The organism is Thalassospira profundimaris (assembly GCF_003326795.1).
Lineage (GTDB): Bacteria > Pseudomonadota > Alphaproteobacteria > Rhodospirillales > Thalassospiraceae > Thalassospira > Thalassospira profundimaris_C.
In genome coordinates, this window is record NZ_JPWI01000002.1 from 331,446 (window position 1) to 346,471 (window position 15,026).

General features: G+C 54.3%; 14 protein-coding genes. 9 read left to right on the forward strand and 5 right to left on the reverse strand.

Annotation, left to right across the window (positions count from 1 at the left end; all coding sequences use genetic code 11):
- Together TH30_RS05910 and TH30_RS22070 are read right to left on the reverse strand one after the other, a co-directional pair.
- Entirely contained in the window at positions 1–2,058 is a 2,058-nt protein-coding gene (locus TH30_RS05910; RefSeq protein WP_114097143.1) for an antifreeze glycopeptide, read from the reverse strand.
- Between the two features lies 1 nt (position 2,059).
- Entirely contained in the window at positions 2,060–2,197 is a 138-nt protein-coding gene (locus TH30_RS22070; protein WP_170310220.1) for a hypothetical protein, read from the reverse strand.
- A 433-nt stretch (positions 2,198–2,630) separates the two neighbouring features.
- On the opposite strand from TH30_RS22070, the gene TH30_RS05915 reads away from it, so the two are divergent.
- From TH30_RS05915 to TH30_RS05940, 6 genes are all read left to right on the forward strand, one after another.
- On the forward strand, positions 2,631–3,242 hold the full coding sequence (locus TH30_RS05915) for a shikimate kinase (RefSeq protein WP_114097144.1): 612 nt from the start codon (positions 2,631–2,633) through the stop codon (positions 3,240–3,242).
- Entirely contained in the window at positions 3,208–4,362 is a 1,155-nt protein-coding gene (aroB, locus tag TH30_RS05920) for a 3-dehydroquinate synthase (RefSeq protein ID WP_114097145.1), read from the forward strand. Before TH30_RS05915 ends, aroB begins: the two co-directional genes overlap by 35 nt.
- 168 nt (positions 4,363–4,530) lie before the next feature.
- Complete coding sequence (locus tag TH30_RS05925) at positions 4,531–5,805, forward strand: HlyC/CorC family transporter (RefSeq protein ID WP_114097146.1); 1,275 nt, start codon at positions 4,531–4,533, stop codon at positions 5,803–5,805.
- Positions 5,806–6,034: 229 nt separating this feature from the next.
- Complete coding sequence (locus TH30_RS05930; protein WP_114097147.1) at positions 6,035–6,484, forward strand: CBS domain-containing protein; 450 nt, start codon at positions 6,035–6,037, stop codon at positions 6,482–6,484.
- 175 nt (positions 6,485–6,659) lie between these two features.
- Positions 6,660–7,241, forward strand: a complete 582-nt coding sequence (locus TH30_RS05935) for a DUF2889 domain-containing protein (protein ID WP_114097148.1) — start codon at positions 6,660–6,662, stop codon at positions 7,239–7,241.
- Positions 7,242–7,503: 262 nt separating this feature from the next.
- Positions 7,504–8,724 carry a type 2 periplasmic-binding domain-containing protein gene (locus TH30_RS05940; protein WP_147251941.1) on the forward strand — a complete coding sequence of 407 codons (1,221 nt, stop codon included), beginning with the start codon at positions 7,504–7,506 and terminating at the stop codon, positions 8,722–8,724.
- A 3-nt stretch (positions 8,725–8,727) separates the two neighbouring features.
- Here TH30_RS05940 and TH30_RS05945 read toward each other — a convergent pair whose 3' ends face one another.
- The 3 genes from TH30_RS05945 to TH30_RS05955 form a co-directional block, all read right to left on the reverse strand.
- On the reverse strand, positions 8,728–9,315 hold the full coding sequence (locus tag TH30_RS05945; RefSeq protein ID WP_114097150.1) for a c-type cytochrome: 588 nt from the start codon (positions 9,313–9,315) through the stop codon (positions 8,728–8,730).
- On the reverse strand, positions 9,315–10,568 hold the full coding sequence (locus tag TH30_RS05950) for a PQQ-dependent sugar dehydrogenase (RefSeq protein WP_114097151.1): 1,254 nt from the start codon (positions 10,566–10,568) through the stop codon (positions 9,315–9,317). Before TH30_RS05950 ends, TH30_RS05945 begins: the two co-directional genes overlap by 1 nt.
- 142 nt (positions 10,569–10,710) lie before the next feature.
- Complete coding sequence (locus tag TH30_RS05955) at positions 10,711–11,004, reverse strand: BolA family protein (RefSeq protein WP_114097152.1); 294 nt, start codon at positions 11,002–11,004, stop codon at positions 10,711–10,713.
- Positions 11,005–11,165: 161 nt separating this feature from the next.
- On the opposite strand from TH30_RS05955, the gene TH30_RS05960 reads away from it, so the two are divergent.
- The 3 genes from TH30_RS05960 to cobT all read left to right on the forward strand — a co-directional run bounded on the left by TH30_RS05960 (position 11,166) and on the right by cobT (position 15,019).
- Positions 11,166–11,810: a J domain-containing protein gene (locus tag TH30_RS05960; protein ID WP_114097153.1), complete on the forward strand. Its 645-nt coding sequence runs from the start codon at positions 11,166–11,168 to the stop codon at positions 11,808–11,810.
- A gap of 224 nt (positions 11,811–12,034) precedes the next feature.
- Positions 12,035–13,042: a cobaltochelatase subunit CobS gene (gene cobS / locus TH30_RS05965; protein ID WP_114097154.1), complete on the forward strand. Its 1,008-nt coding sequence runs from the start codon at positions 12,035–12,037 to the stop codon at positions 13,040–13,042.
- A 51-nt stretch (positions 13,043–13,093) separates the two neighbouring features.
- Complete coding sequence (gene cobT, locus TH30_RS05970) at positions 13,094–15,019, forward strand: cobaltochelatase subunit CobT (RefSeq protein ID WP_114097155.1); 1,926 nt, start codon at positions 13,094–13,096, stop codon at positions 15,017–15,019.
- Positions 15,020–15,026: the final 7 nt, after the last annotated feature.

The window sequence follows — 15,026 nt, forward strand, 5'->3', positions numbered from 1 at the left end:
TTACTGATCAAATGACAGCAACAGTTCAGTCGCAAGATGCTGCGCATCATCGTGAAGGCCTATCATCTCAAGTGCTGCAACCGTATCTGCCAGTGCCTTGGGATCGGCATTATCCGCATTTGCTATCTGCTGGGCCTGAATGGCCATGGCAACGGTTCTGGCTTTTTGGCGGGCAGCTGCGGACGCCATCATGTTATGGGCAACCGCACTGCTGATCGTCAGGCGATCCTCGGCATAGGGTGCTGTCAAAAGACTGTCCCAAAGACCGGCGGGAACTTCGATTCCGAACCCTTCAAACAAGGCAAAGGTCAGTTCTGCATAGCGTTTTGCTGCGGCCTGATCACCGCGCGCAGCCTGCATTTCCTGCCACTCGGTCATACGGGCGCGATGACGTGCAATGGCGGCCGCCTGATCGGTGGCCTTCTGGATGTCTTCGGGGGATGTCGAATTGGGCATGACGGTCGCCGATGCCATGCCGTTATTTGTATTCGGCGTGATCGCACCACCCAGACCAAAACTTTGCGTCGGCATCTGCGGGGCAAGTCCCGGAGATGTCATGCCCATGCTATCGGTTGCGTTCGCAACCTGATTGACCGGCTTTGCCGCACCGGTTTCTTCGAGACCGGCAATGGCAAGAATCGGGTAAAGAAGGCTCAGCCGCGAGGCTATATCATTGCCGGAATTCGATGCGTTCTTGGCGACCTGAAGCCAGTTTTCGGCGCGCTCAAGACTGTTTGCAGCAAGCGCCCCCTTAAGGGCATCAACCGCAAACCACGAAAAATCGCCATTGACCGGAATATCGGCAAGTAGTGGCGCACTCAGGCGCGCTGCCTGCATGAAATCGCCTTCGATCTGGGCTGCTTCAAACAGGGCCGCCAGAATTTCGGCGCGCGCAGCAGGCACATCACTTTGTGCGGCGGCCTGATACAGTTTGGCATATTGGCGGGCCTGAATGGCCTCGGCACCATCATCAAGCGCATTTTCAAGTGCGGACGGCTCGAAGTTTACCGAGCCATAAATCCCGGCAAGTTTTTCAGCATCAATCAGCCCAAGCTTCTCAGCCTTGCGCGCGGCTTCAAGGCGAATATCGGTTGCGGTGGCATTTGCATTGGTGATGCCAATAATTGCCGCAGCATTATCTGATTCAAGCTGGCTGGTCGGGATCGATTGTTTGGCAATGGCCAGAAGAGCGATGTCAATCGGGCGCAATTGGGCAAGAGGTTCGGATTTAATGGCCGTCCCGCTGCGAATGGCGCTGGCCAGACCAAAGAAGGTTGCATCCTTTTCGCCGTCCATTTCACGGACCAGATCAACCGAAAATGCCGCGGCTGTCGGATCGTTGGCATAGAAGGCACACATGGCAGCGGCCTTTAGCCAGAACAACTGATCATAGCTTGCGCCGTAACTTTCAACTGCGGCACAGGCTTCATCCATCCGTGCGCCGATCAAAAGTGCATTCACTTCGGCCTCGGCAAGCAATTCGCCACGGGATCCTTGCGGGGCTGCACGGACCAGTCCGATCGCCTCGTCGAGCGCCCCCATATTGATCAGCTTGGCCACGCGGGCATCAAGGAGACTGATATCCTGTGAGTCCTGCGGCAAGGCAGCGGCTGAAAGCAGCAAACGAACCTGAAGGTCGCGTGCCGCATGAGTGGCTGGTGTGGCTGGTAATTCCGAAATCAGCTGGGCTGCGGATTTACGGGTCGTGCCATTCCACATATCAATGCCCAGCCCGCCACGCGACCGGTCAATGGTTCCGACAGCCTCGGCATCGACTGCGCCAAGAGACAGCGACTGAACCGCATTCGGATCAGAGGGGAACTGCGAAGGAGTGGTGGTTGTGCCGCCAAATCCGCCCTGTGACAACGTGCCGCCGGTGCTGTCGGGGGCCGTATTTGAGTCAGAAGATCGCTGTTCTGCATCCCGTTCTGCTTCCTGTTTTAAAAACAGCGGTACAGGTGCCGATGTCTGTGCATTGGCAGGAACGGCGATCGCGCCCGTTCCCGTCATCATTGCCAGTAAACAGGTCTGTATCAGCAGGCGGGAACGCAACGTCATCTCAGTTGAACCTCGAATTCGGAATGGTTTCTTCGATTTGGGTGGTCGGTGCCGGGATATCCCAGGTCACAAGGAACGTCGCACCGCCAACAATGACGGCGATGACCAGCAACAAGATGATGCGCGATAAGATTCTCATTTTAATCCAGACTTCGAAGCGTTTAAGCAAATGACGCAGCTACCAGTATGGCCACGAAAACCAAAGATGCAAGAAACGGAAACCCCATGGTCTGGTCATTTGTTGCAAACGACCATTTGCGCTTCTAGCAAGTCTGGTGCCCCCACCCTGATGATGCCGCGTTTTGGCATGATCAAAGGCGGTGGATGACATTTCAATCCGGCAACTTCAAGGCAGTATAGGATGCTGTTCCTCACAGAGGGTTAATACCCAACGCCGCAACGTGATTAGTCAAATCAGGTTGTCGGAATGTTTCATGTGACCGGGATTGGCAAATATGTGCAGGTTTTTGTCGCCGATGATGTGCGGTTTGCTTGCGTTCGTGGCTCAGCTGCCCTAAAGAATTGGGTAATTTGTATATCAACCGAATGAACTACAGGACTGCAAACCGAACATGGACAGCAACATTGCCGAGTCGGGTTTGCACGAAGACGTGATCGCCAAAATCCGGAACGGTCTTAAGGGCCGGACCCTGGTTTTCATCGGGCTTATGGGCGCTGGAAAAAGCTGCATCGGCCGTATGGTTGCCAAGGAACTGAAACTGGATTTTGTCGATGCCGACCGCGAAATCGAAGAAGCCGCTGGCTGCTCGATTGCCGATATCTTCAAGCTGTATGGCGAAGAGGCATTTCGCGATGGTGAGGAACGTGTAATAGCCCGGTTGCTTGAAGGCGAACCGATTGTATTGGCGACGGGGGGCGGCGCGTTTATTCGTGAACGCACCCGCGAGCTTATTCTTGAAAAATCCGTATCCGTCTGGCTGCGCGCCGATCTGGAATTGCTGTTGCACCGTACGAGCGGGCGTACCCATCGTCCGTTGCTCAATAACGGCGATCCGCGCCAGATCCTGGCCGACCTGATCGAAACGCGTTACCCGGTCTATGCGGGGGCAGACATTATTTTCGACTGTGATGAATCTTCAAAGGAAGCAACGCGGGATGCCGTTCTCGAATTGCTGGCGCAATCCTTTGATGACGACGGTCACCTCATCAAGACAGGAACCTGACAGAGTGAGCAATCACGACACCCTTCGCGTCGAGCTTGGCGCGCGCAGCTATGACATCCTTGTTGGCAGCAACCTTTTGGCTGATACCGCCAAATATATTGCACCGTTCGTCAAAAAGGCCGGTGTTGTCGTGATCAGTGATGCCGTTGTTGCCAAGCATCATCTTTCAACGGTTCTGAACTCCCTTGATGGTGCCGATATCGCCCATCGCGAAGTGATCGTGCCGTCGGGTGAAAAATCCAAAAGCTTTGCCGTGTTCGAAGATGTTGTCGAACAGATACTGGCAATGGGGATTGAACGGTCTACCCTGATTATCGCACTGGGTGGTGGTGTTGTCGGTGACCTGGCTGGTTATGTCGCAGCATCACTTTTGCGTGGTCTTGATTTCGTGCAGATTCCAACGACACTTCTGTCGCAGGTTGACAGTTCTGTCGGCGGAAAAACCGGGATCAATTCGAAATCGGGCAAGAACCTTGTCGGGGCGTTTCATCAGCCGCGTCTGGTTTTGGCCGATACTGCGGTTCTTGATACCCTGCCTGCGCGCGAATTGCGTTCTGGCTATGCCGAGGTCGTCAAATACGGCCTGATTGATGACCCGGAATTCTTTGACTGGCTTGAAGAAAACGGGCAGGCGGTTCTGGCCGAAGATGGTGCGGAGCGGCGTCAGGCTGTTATCAAAAGCTGTGCGGCCAAGGCACGTATCGTCTCGGAAGACGAACGCGAAGGCGGCAAGCGTGCGCTGCTTAATCTTGGTCATACCTTTGGTCATGCTTTTGAAGCGGAAACCGGGTACGGCGAGAAACTTTTGCACGGCGAAGCCGTCGCAATGGGTATGGTCATTGCCCATGATGTCTGTGGTGCCATGGGAATGGCACCCGCCGGCGAAAAAGACCGTATTGTTGCGCATCTGAAATCGGTTGGTCTTCCGGTAAGTGCATCGGAAGTCAGTGGCATGCACTGGGATATCGACAAGGTGATCGGCCATATGTCACGTGATAAAAAAGTCCGCGATGGCGAGATTACCTTTGTCATGACGCGCGGTATCGGCAAGGCATTTACATCCAAGGCAATGGATGTTGAAAAGATGCGGGCTGCCGTCACGCGATCCTGCCGGGGCTGACTGATCGTTTGCGCTTGGATGCCCGGAACCAGTAATGACCGTGTGGCGGGTATTCAAAGCGGGTTTTATGATTTGTGATGTCGTTAACTTGTTTAACGCCAATTGACCTTATAGGTGAACACAGGACAAAGTAATCCTGTTGCGATCACTCTTTGGAGACTTCCCTGAATGACAATCACGATTATCGTGATTTTTTTCCTGCTGATGTTGTCGGCATTCTTTTCTGGCTCGGAAACCGCGCTGACGGCTGCGTCGCGTCCGGTGATGCATCACAAGGAACAGGATGGCGACCAGCGGGCCGGGATCGTTAACAGGCTGCGCCAGTATCAGGAACGGTTGCTTGGTGCGATCTTGCTGGGCAACAATATGGTCAACATTCTGGCCTCGGCCCTTGCGACATCGGTGATGATCGAGCTGTTCGGGGAAAATGGCGTTGTTTACGCAACGGCGGTGATGACCGCACTTGTTCTGATCTTCTCGGAAATTCTGCCAAAGACATACGCGCTGCAACATGCCGATACCATGGCGTTGCGTGTCGCGCGCCCGATGAGCATTCTCGTCGTCATCTTTGCCCCGGTCACCCAGAGCATTCAGGTCATCGTGCAGGCAACCTTGCGGCTGTTTGGCAGTGGTGAGGGACCCGGACTGGATAGTGAACGCGAATTGCGCGGGGCGATTGAGCTTCATGCCGATGATGTTGTTGTCGGTAATCATCACGCCGAACGGACCATGTTGCATGGGGTTCTTGATCTTGAGGATGTCGGGGTCTGGGAAATCATGGTTCACCGCCGCAAGGTGCAGATGATCGATATTACCCGCCCGATGGAAGAAATTCTTGATACGGTACTGGCAAGTCCGCACACCCGTATTCCGATCTATGAAGAAGATCCCGACAATATCGTCGGTGTTCTCCATGCCCGTGAAGTGCTCAAGGCAATTGTACGCGGGGCCAAACCGGCCAATGCCGCCGATGTTCGTGCACTCAGCGCCGAACCATGGTTTATCCCGGATTCAACCACCCTTGCCGATCAGCTCAAGGCATTCAAGGAACGGCATGAGCATTTTGCCATTGTCGTTGACGAATATGGTGCGTTCGAAGGCGTGGTTTCGCTTGAGGATATTCTCGAAGAAATCGTCGGTGATATTGCTGATGAAACCGACGTCGAAGTGGTTGGCGTGCAGCCACAGGCCGATGGATCGGTCATTGTCCGGGGGGATGTCACCATTCGTGACCTGAACCGCCGGTTTGGCTGGCGCCTGCCTGACGAGGAAGCTGCCACTGTTGCAGGTCTGCTTTTGTATGAAACCCGTCGTATTCCTGATGTCGGGCAGCAATTCCGGTTCCACGGGTTCGAGTTCGAAATATTGCGCCGTATCCGCAATCAGATCACCCGTGTCCGGATGAATGAAGTTACCGATCTTGCCGGGGATTCTCACGAATAGCGGCACATACGGTTTCTTGATCAGGTTACGTTAGCTAAACCTTATTCGCGTAAACAGTTTCAGGTTTCTCCACTTATGGGTTAAAATCTTGTTTCAAGGTCTTGACCCAAAGGATTGCAGGGCCACTTGCAGATAAGGGCCCCTATGTATTGCAATGATTTGCAGCATAGAACCAGATGATCCAGTCGGGTTTGGGCATGTGGCAACAGCAATCTGCAGAGAGAAATAAATGGATACGAAAATCGTACCAGGTGTGGTCAAGGAGCAATCCCTCGCAACGCTTAATCCCGCTGATTCCGTAATGGATGCCGTGAACCTGATGTCCGAACGCAAGATCGGTGCCGTGATCATCGTTGATAATTCGGCAAGACTTGCGGGTATTTTTACTGAACGCGACCTTGTGAACCGCGTCGTCGCCCAGGGGCTGGACGCAGCAACAGTCCCTTTGTCCAAGGTGATGACCGCCGACCCCGATACGCTTGCGCCAAATGATTCGGCAATGGATGCGCTGGATCTGATGAGTGCGCGGCGTTATCGCCATCTTCCGGTGGTTGACGGGGATACCGTCATTGGCATGGTGTCGATCCGCGATCTGTTTAATGTGGTCAAGGCTCAACTCGAAGAAGATGTTCGTGAACGTGAAAAGTTCATTTTCGGGTCTGACTACGGAGTTGCCTGATCCTTGTTGATCGTTCGGGTATTGGCTGTAACCGGAACAATCGTGGCTTTGAAAATGCAGGGTTTCGGCGCGAATATCAGGCGGGTGAGGTGGCCGCTACATTTGAATGGCGTGCTTTGATACTTGACAGCGCATAGGGGAATGTCCTTACGTTTACGTAAAGGAGAGATTTCCCATGCCATTGTCCCGCCCCGTTGATCGTGAACATATTCATACCCGCACCGTGACCTGTCAGGGTTTCCGTCGCAAAGACGATCTGTGGGACATAGAAGGTCACATCACTGATATCAAGACATATGCCTTCACCAACGATGATCGTGGCGAAATACCAGCCGGTGAGCCGGTTCATGAAATGTGGATACGGGTTACCATCGGCAACGATCTGGTGATACGTGCGGTCGAGGCGGTCACCGATTATGCGCCGTTCAATGGCTGTGATGCCATTGCGCCAAACTACGAAAAACTGGTTGGTCTTAAACTGGGGCCGGGGCTACGTAAGCAGATCCGCGAACGGGTCGGCGGTGTACATGGCTGTACACATCTGAACGAACTGATGGGGCCGGTTGCGACAACAGCTTTTCAAACTGTTTTCCCGATCCTTGCACGTGAATCCCTGGTGGCAAGAAAAGCCGAACAGACATCATCCGAAGAAACGCCACGTCGTCGCATGCCGTTGATCAATACCTGTCACGGATGGCGAAGCGACGGGCCAGCGGTCAAACGTATCGCGCCTGAATTCTTCACAGGGGATGAATAGCTTTTAGAAAATGCCGTCCTTCGACGAACTGTCAGAGCAGTCTTGCAAGTTCTGAAAGCAGGCCCAATATCAATGCCACTCCGCCACGTGTTTTTGCAGGTTTTTCATGACCGTACTATGCCGTGCTGGAATAACAAAAAAGATCACCAAGGCCATAAATGGTTTGTTGCGCAACACTGACCGGTTTGCGCAGGCTGCGGGCTTGATTGCAATTTCGATGTTGGTCCCTGTTTCACCTGTGTCTGCAACAGGTGGGGGATCAGTGTCGGACGAAGTTTCTCAAGCTGACGATGATGGCATTGAGAACTTCCTGATCCTGCAAACCAATCTTCATCCGCCCTATCAGGAACTTCATAACGGGACGCTGGGTGGATATTCTGTTTCAGTGCTTAATTGTGCGTTTGAACGTATTGGTGTCGGATACGGTCTTGCCGTTGCTCCGCGCCAGCGCAACCGCGAACTGGTCCGTAATGCGCAGGCAGACGGATTTTTCCTGGCCCGGATCAGCCAGTTCATGGATGAATATGCGGTGGCGTCAAACCCGCTGGCACTTGAAAAATGGGTGTGGGTGTCGCCGTCCCGACGGGCGGTTGAAGCGAGCAATGTCAAAGTGCCAAAACCCGATGGTGTGGCAACAATCGGTGCGATACTGGGGTCCAACGAGGCCGAATGGCTCAGCGAGGAAGGCTATACTGATCTGGTGCGCGTGCCGTCGATTGCATCGCTGGTCGGGCAGGTTGCTGCGGGGCGTGTTGACTATGCCTTGATTGATAAACACAGTTTCGAGATCGCTCGCAACGAGCTGGGCATCGGTGCCGAACAGTTTCTGGTTCAGTTTGAACGGTATGCGCCGCTTGTTGTCTATTTCTCAAAGCGCTATGTGGCGAAGTTTCCCGATCTGATTGATCGACTGAATACGGTTCTGGAATTTTGTGAAACCAATCCTATGCGTCTTGAACCTTGGGAACGGGACGCAATTGAACGGGTGCATTTACCTGCTGTTCGGCAATTGGCGCGGTCGCCAGACCTGATCCGAAATGTGCGCGCGGTAATGGAAAGAAACAGGATGCCTGCTGATCAGCGCCGTCTGGTCGATGAAGAATGGACAACCATGGCGCGTCTTGGTGAACCCAGCATGAAGGCCCGTGCGGTACTGGGGAATCAATTATCGGAATTCTTGCGAAACTTTCAGCTTACAAGTGGCGGTCAGGTTGCCGAGGCATTTGTGTTCGATGTCTATGGTCAGACCATCGGGATGAACCGTCTGACGTCGGATTTTGACCAGTCTGACGAGCCGCAATATCAGATGGCACAAAACATCAATCGCGATCATGCCCTGATTGATGACATCAGATTTGATGCATCAACCCGTGCTTTTTTGTCGCAAATTACGGTGCCGATCCTTGATCCGGACAGTGGTCAGACCCTTGCGGTTCTGACCGTCGGGCTTGATGTTTCAGCCGCTTTGCGTCCGGAAAGCTGATGCTCATTTCTTCGTCGGGTCTGTAATCGCAATCGTGATCTTGCTGTACCAGTCAGAAGCTTCCTGCATTTCGGTTTCTGTCAGGTCCCGGGCAATCGGGGACATGATGTCATGAGTGCGTTTTCCTGTGCGGAATGCCTTAAGCTGGGTTTCAATATAGATATTGGTTTCACCGGCCAGATTGGGGGCATCCTTTAATTCGGAAATGCCATTTGCCCCGTGACAGCCAACACATAATTGTGGTGCGTCATCTTCGGTTTTGCCAGTGGGCAAGGTGGCCTCGATGGTGAAATGGTTGAACCATGTGGCGACCTTGGTGATCTGTTCGTCTGACAGCCCGCTTGCTACAACAGTCATCATTTCATGTTCACGTGCGCCGGTTTTGAAGGCTCGAAGCTGAGAGATCAGGTAATCGACCGGCTCACCGCCAATATGTGGTGCAATCGGAATGCGGGCCTTGCCATCCAGTCCGTGACAGGTGCGACACATACCAGCGACCTTGCGCCCGTCTTCAAGATTGGTGGCGTCTTGTGCGAACAAGGTCCCGGCGGGCAAAAGCCCGCCGAGAAGTGCAATCCGGAAAATTCGCATCAGTTGCCCTCATACCAGATGCGATAAAGTGCGCCGGCCAGATCATCAGAAACAATGATCGAACCGTCACGCAGCTGGGCAACGTCAACCGGACGGCCAAGATATTCGCCATTCTCGTCGATCCAGCCTTCGGCAAACGGTTCGATGGCGGCATTGCCGTCGGCATCAATGAAGGTCACCATCACGCGTGCGCCGACCGGTGTCGTGCGATTCCATGATCCGTGCTGGGCCGAGAAGATGGCGTTCCTGTATTTTTCCGGGAACATCTTGCCAGTATAGAAGGTCATGCCAAGATCGGCGGCATGGGCCACGGTTTCGACCGCAGGCATCACCACGTCATAGGGGACTTCCTGTCCGGCATATTCATTGGTGCGAACGTCGCCGCCGCCATACCAGGGATGCCCGAAATGCTGACCGGCTGCGGTCTGGTGGTTGATTTCACCGGGCGGGATGTCATCGCCCATCCCGTCGACCTGGTTATCGGTCCACCACAGCTCACCGGTTTCTGGATGGAAATCATGACCGACAGAGTTGCGCACCCCGTAGGTATAGACTTCGCGGTCCGAGCCATCCGTATTGATGCGAATGATGCCGCCAATACCGTGCTTGCGATACAGCTCAAGTTTGTTTTCCGGCGCAACGTTAAACGGTTGGCCCAGCGAGATGTAAAGCTTGCCATCCGGGCCGATTTTGCAGACGCGTGCGGTGTGGTTATAGCTTTCCTCGGATGGCGGGATCAGATCACCCTGTTTGACGACATTGAATGCCGCAACGTCCGGGCTTTCATAGAAAAACTCTGCCGCCGGGAAGGTCAGAACCCGGTTCTGTTCGGCGATATAAAGCATTCCGTCGGGCGAGAAGCAGGGACCATTGGGAATAGCAAAGCGCAGGGACGGGGCAAAGTCCTTGACCTCATCGGCGACACGGTCCTTGTTGCGGTCCGTTACCGACCAGACCTTGTCCTTGCGGGTGCCGACAAAGGTCACAACACCCTGCGGCCCGACCGCGATATGACGGGCATCGGGCACAACGGCATAAAGCCCGATCTTGAAGCCGTCGGGCAGTTTGATGCGTTCAAGTGTCTTTTTGATGCCCTCGGCGTAATCGCCACCCTGTTCGATAAGGGTGAATTCCGTGGTTCCGGTAGATTGAAAGTTCGACAGCTTTTCGAGGTTATCCGGTGCTGGTGCTTGCGCATGGGCGGTTCCGGATATGGCAAGCGCAATGCTCGCCATAAGCAGGCGTTTCGTCATTACGTAGTCCTCCCGATTGTAGCGGGTGCCATTTGTCGGCACCCGTGCCGTACCTGCAATGCTTGTGGACGGCTTGTGTCACAAGCATTGCGCCTAATCGGGATTAACGTCTAGGTTGATTTCACGATGTGGAATTGTATTTTCAGGTTCTGTTTTCCGGAGCCGATTTGTATTCGCCAGGCGTCATGGTTTTCAACGCCAGCGCATGGACACGGTCCTTCAGAAGGCTATCAAGTGCGCCATAGACCAGCCGTTGACGATTGACACGGTTTTCACCGGTGAATTTTTCAGACACAACCAGAACGGAAAAATGGGACTCGCCACGCGGGTCTGCACCCGAATGACCGGCATGTTTTGAAGAGTCGTCGATAATCTGCAATTCGGTCGGGGCGAATTGTTCGGTCAGGATGTCGCGGATCTGATTGGCTACCTGCATGATAAGGGCCTCTATTTTCTTGGGGATATTTGCAAATTGCTGCAAAAACGAATTGCTGCGTTAGGTTCTGGCACGCGATGGCGGTTTTTCAAGCCTTTTATCGCATTTAAACGATCCCTATGATATTGCGTGCATCGATTTTTCAGAACATATAGACGCAGATGAACCGAGGACACCGCAACAAGCGCAAGACGCTGTATCACAATGAACCCATCCTGCCCGATTGCGATTGGCCGGGCTGCGAGGGGCATGGTGAGTTCCGTGCGCCCAAGGATCGCAAGCTGCGCGACTATTACAAGTTCTGCCTTGATCACGTTCGCGAATACAACAAATCCTGGAACTATTATGAAGGCATGAAGGCCGAGGATATCGAGAACGACATGCGTCGCGATACCCATTGGCAGCGCCCGACATGGAAATTCGGCCATATTCGCGGTTCCAAGAAACCCTTCAATTTCAAGTTCAGGGACGGGTTCGGCTTCTTTAACGAAGACGGTGATCAGACCCATCATGGTCCGGGTGCCGATCCCGGTGCGGAGCGCCGACGCAAAAGCGAGGAAGCCCAGCGCCGCGCAGGGGCACTTGGCATGCCAAGCGAACAGCAGCAGGCCATGGCGACGCTTGACCTTGGCTGGCCCTTTACCCGTGACGAGCTCAAGGCCAAATACAAGGCGCTTTCAAAAAAGTACCATCCCGACGCCAATGGCGGCGACAAGGGGGCAGAAGAACGCTTCAAGAAGATCAGCGCGGCCTATAGTTCCCTGATGAGCTATATCCGCGATCTTGAGGCGCGTGTGACCCTCTGATTTGACAGAGGCCGCCCCGATAATTTCAAAAAATCTGGTCAATCTGGCTGCGGTTTGCGTACCGTGCCAGAGTATTTAGAGAAGCTCTTTGAGCAAACCTTTTGCGGGAATAGAGATTTTTTGCGCATCTTCCCTTTGTGTGATGCGACTAAACCGCTATTAATGAGCAAGTTTAACGAAACGACCGCGTCACCAGTGCCGGTCCGAGAAATGCGCGAGTACTTATGAGCCAAGGTTACGAAGCGACAGGTACGGCGGCTGAACATCCGCTTGATACACCTGACATCACCATTTCCGTGCGCGAAACGTTCGGGATTGATATCGATATGGAAGTCCCGGCATTTAGCCAGGGCAGTGAACACGTGCCGGTCGCTGATCCGACCTATCGTTTTGACCGTGATACCACGCTGGCAATTCTTGCGGGCTTTGCCCACAACCGCCGTGTGATGATTCAGGGTTATCACGGTACGGGCAAATCCACCCATATTGAACAGGTGGCTTCGCGCCTGAACTGGCCTTGCGTGCGCGTGAACCTTGATAGCCATATCAGCCGTATCGACCTGATCGGCAAGGACGCGATTGTTCTGCGTGATGGCAAACAGATCACTGAATTCCGCGAAGGCATTTTGCCCTGGGCGCTGAAACGTCCGGTGGCGATGGTCTTTGACGAATATGATGCCGGTCGCCCGGACGTCATGTTCGTGATCCAGCGTGTTCTCGAAGTTGATGGTAAACTGACCCTTCTTGATCAGAACAAGGTCATCCACCCGCATTCGCATTTCCGCCTGTTTGCGACGTCAAACACCGTGGGCCTTGGTGATACCACCGGTCTTTATCACGGCACCCAGCAGATCAACCAGGCCCAGATGGACCGCTGGTCGATTGTGGCCACACTGAACTATCTGTCGGTTGCCGATGAAACCAATATCGTTGCTGCCAAGGTTCCGGCATTTGACAATGCCGACGGCCGCCAGAAGATCGAAGCGATGGTCGCACTTGCCAATCTGACCCGTCAGGGTTTCATTGCTGGTGATATCTCGACCGTGATGAGCCCGCGTACGGTGATTACGCTGGCTGAAAACGCCAAGATTTTCGGTGATATTTCCTATGCCTTCCGGGTGACGTTCCTTAATCGTTGCGATGAGGTCGAACGTCCGATCCTGGCGGAATATTATCAGCGTTGCTTTGGTGAAGAGCTGCCCGAAGAAGCCATCAATGTGATGGTTCGCTAAGGCGTGTCTTTAAAGCAGCTTGGCGAGCTGATCCCACAAGCGAGTAGTACGATGAAGAATGATGAGGCTCTTTCCGGGTTCTTGCGCGGCACGGCAGCGACGTTTCGCGCGCTTGCCGGGCGCAATGATCTGGAAGTCGGCTTTGTCAAAGGCGGGCGGCCGGGCGGCTATGGCGAACATGTGCGTTTGCCGATGCCCAAAACGGCCTTGCCCAAGGATGAAGTCGCAGACCTTCGTGGTATTGCGGATGGCTGGGCGCTCAAGATGCGTCACCACGACGTGGCCCTGCATGCCAAACGCATGCCCGAAACAGCCGAGGCTCAGGCTGTTTACGATGCGCTTGAAACAGCACGCTGCGAAGCGGTGGGATCGCGCTATTTCCCGGGTGTCCGCAAAAACCTGCGCGACCATGCCGAACAGGATTGCCACGCCAAGAATTATCATCGCCTGACATCGCGTGAAGATGCACCGTTTGCTGATGCCATCGGCATGCTGGCGCGTGAAATCTTTACTGGTGAACGTGCGCCCGAAAGCGCGCGTCCGCTGATTGATCTGTGGCGCACTCATATCGAAGAAAGTGCCGGGTCTGACCTTTCTGATCTGCGTGAAGTTCTTGATGATCAGGATGCCTTTGCGCGCGGCATGCGCCGGTTGCTTGATCACCTGTCGCTTGAAGATGACCTTGATGATGTCCCGCCCGAACAGGAAGGCGAGGATGACGAGGAAAAAGAAGGCGAAGCCGATCCTGAACAGGAAGACATGGAAAGTCAGGGCGGCCAGCAAGGCCAGAACGACGATTCCGAACCTGATGGCAGCGATCAGCAACAGGACGCGGGTTCCGAAGACGCCGAAGCAGGCGAAGGCGATATTGACGATCAGCAGCTTGAAGCGATGTCGCAGGAAGAAAAGCCTGCCGGTCCGGGTGAGCAGCCTGAATTTGACGGTCGCAACGAGCCGATTGAACGTGGCTACGAGCCGTTCACGCGTGAATTCGACGAGGTCGTAACCGCAGATGATCTGTGCGAAAACCTTGAACTGTCACGCTTGCGTGCGATGCTCGATAAGCAGTTGGCGAACCTTCAGAACGTGGTGTCGCGTCTTGCCAACCGTTTGCAGCGTCGTCTGATGGCGCAACAGAACCGCGGCTGGGACTTCGATCTTGAAGAAGGCATCCTCGATGCCGCCAAACTGGCGCGTATCGTTTCAACACCGTCGACATCCCTGTCCTTCAAACAGGAACAGGATACCAATTTCCGCGATACGGTTGTGACCCTGCTGATCGACAATTCTGGGTCCATGCGCGGGCGTCCGATCACGATTGCCGCGCTGTCTGCCGACATTCTGGCACGTACGCTGGAACGTTGCGGGGTGAAGGTCGAAATTCTCGGCTTTACCACCCGCCAGTGGAAAGGTGGTCAATCGCGCGAACGCTGGGTCGATAGTGGCAAGCCGCCCAAGCCCGGTCGTTTGAACGATCTGCGTCACATCATCTACAAGGCCGCCGACACCCCATGGCGTCGCGCGCGCAAGAACCTTGGTCTGATGCTGCGTGAAGGGCTGCTTAAGGAAAACATCGACGGCGAAGCATTGCTTTGGGCACATGAACGTCTGCTTGGCCGTTCCGAGCAACGCCGGATTCTGATGGTGATTTCTGATGGTGCGCCGGTTGATGATTCGACCCTTTCGGTCAATTCCGGAAATTATCTGGAACGCCATCTGCGCGAAGTGATCGGCTGGATCGAAACCAAATCACCGGTGGAACTTCTGGCCATTGGTATCGGCCATGACGTGACGCGTTATTACCGTCGCGCGGTTACGATCAACGATCCCGAAGAACTTGGTGGCACGATGCTTGCCGAATTGTCAGACCTGTTTGACGAACAGGGTGCGCGTCAGCCCAAACGCCCGATGCGCCATGTGCCCGCCGATGGCGGACAGGCACGCGACCGTGCGGCTGGCGATCGGGACCGCTGGTAAGAGCGGG

Excerpts from the sequence above, each read along its gene's own strand:
- cobS (WP_114097154.1), top strand. The coding sequence starts at position 12,035 with ATGAGCCAAGGTTACGAAGCGACAGGTACGGCGGCTGAACATCCGCTT.
- TH30_RS05910 (WP_114097143.1), bottom strand. The coding sequence starts at position 2,058 with ATGACGTTGCGTTCCCGCCTGCTGATACAGACCTGTTTACTGGCAATG.
- TH30_RS05930 (WP_114097147.1), top strand. The coding sequence starts at position 6,035 with ATGGATACGAAAATCGTACCAGGTGTGGTCAAGGAGCAATCCCTCGCA.
- TH30_RS05960 (WP_114097153.1), top strand. The coding sequence starts at position 11,166 with ATGAACCGAGGACACCGCAACAAGCGCAAGACGCTGTATCACAATGAA.
- TH30_RS05945 (WP_114097150.1), bottom strand. The coding sequence starts at position 9,315 with ATGCGAATTTTCCGGATTGCACTTCTCGGCGGGCTTTTGCCCGCCGGG.
- aroB (WP_114097145.1), top strand. The coding sequence starts at position 3,208 with ATGACGACGGTCACCTCATCAAGACAGGAACCTGACAGAGTGAGCAAT.
- cobT (WP_114097155.1), top strand. The coding sequence starts at position 13,094 with ATGAAGAATGATGAGGCTCTTTCCGGGTTCTTGCGCGGCACGGCAGCG.
- TH30_RS05935 (WP_114097148.1), top strand. The coding sequence starts at position 6,660 with ATGCCATTGTCCCGCCCCGTTGATCGTGAACATATTCATACCCGCACC.
- TH30_RS05925 (WP_114097146.1), top strand. The coding sequence starts at position 4,531 with ATGACAATCACGATTATCGTGATTTTTTTCCTGCTGATGTTGTCGGCA.
- TH30_RS05955 (WP_114097152.1), bottom strand. The coding sequence starts at position 11,004 with ATGCAGGTAGCCAATCAGATCCGCGACATCCTGACCGAACAATTCGCC.
- TH30_RS22070 (WP_170310220.1), bottom strand. The coding sequence starts at position 2,197 with ATGAGAATCTTATCGCGCATCATCTTGTTGCTGGTCATCGCCGTCATT.
- TH30_RS05915 (WP_114097144.1), top strand. The coding sequence starts at position 2,631 with ATGGACAGCAACATTGCCGAGTCGGGTTTGCACGAAGACGTGATCGCC.
- TH30_RS05950 (WP_114097151.1), bottom strand. The coding sequence starts at position 10,568 with ATGACGAAACGCCTGCTTATGGCGAGCATTGCGCTTGCCATATCCGGA.